Source organism: Meiothermus sp. (assembly GCF_025056915.1).
Classification (GTDB): domain Bacteria; phylum Deinococcota; class Deinococci; order Deinococcales; family Thermaceae; genus Meiothermus.
In genome coordinates, this window is record NZ_JANWVH010000172.1 from 1 (window position 1) to 821 (window position 821).

Sequence of the window (821 nt, forward strand, 5' to 3'; positions counted from 1 at the left end):
GGTTGCAGTGGGGGTTGTATCTGGAGCGATAAGGAGGCGGTATGGAGTTCTACCAGAATCGAGAGAGCAAAATTCTACGCCCTGGACTTTTTGATAGCGAGGCAAAAAAGGATGCCGATCAGGTGCAGGGGATTCAGTCGAGCCAGTTTCGCAATTACTTTCATGAGCTGCGAGCCCTCGAGGCCCGATTCGAGCGTGAGGCCAAGGGCAACCCCCAGGTAGCGTTTGCAAAGCTAATTCCGCAACTAGAGTTGCTGAAAGCCAAGCTGGCCTATGGGCAGCGCAAAAATGGGCCTTTGCAAAACGCTGGGGGTTTTGTGAACCTGATGAACCGCTTGATTGATGCGGGTAAGCGAAGCCCGGAGGACTTCGAGGCCATGATGCAGTACCTCGAGGCAGTGCTGGCCTACTTTTACGCCAAGGAAGGACAAAATCAGGGAGGGCGCAGATGAAACTGCTCGGCTACAAGCGCATTCACGGCATCATCCGGCTCAAAAGCGGCCTGCGAATTGGCATGAGCAAAGACCAGATGGCTATTGGAGATGTGGATAACCCCGTCATCCGCAACCCGCTGACCGACGAGCCCTACATTCCCGGCTCCTCGCTCAAGGGCAAGATGCGGTATTTGCTCGAGTGGCACCTAGGTAAGGATAGTCTGGGGAATAGCTATCTGACTCACAAGAAGCAAGATAAGCATGTTTTTGCTTCGCCTGATCCCAAAGATCCTGTGGGCCGCATATTTGGCCTTGCTCCAGATGACCAACAAGCCACAGAAGTTGCAAAGCAGCGCGGCCCCACCCGCCTCCTGGTGCGCGACGCTT

The 821-nt window shown here is 54.7% G+C and carries 2 protein-coding genes; both read left to right on the forward strand.

Annotated features, from left to right (window positions below; all coding sequences use genetic code 11):
- The first annotated feature begins 41 nt into the window (after nt 1-41).
- A complete protein-coding gene (csm2, locus tag NZN28_RS14500) occupies nt 42-452 on the forward strand; it encodes a type III-A CRISPR-associated protein Csm2 (RefSeq protein WP_295399357.1) in 411 nt (136 codons plus the stop codon).
- Nucleotides 449-821 (forward strand): type III-A CRISPR-associated RAMP protein Csm3 (csm3, locus tag NZN28_RS14505; RefSeq protein ID WP_295399359.1); only part of this gene is annotated, 373 nt, incomplete at its 3' end. The genes csm2 and csm3, both read left to right, overlap by 4 nt.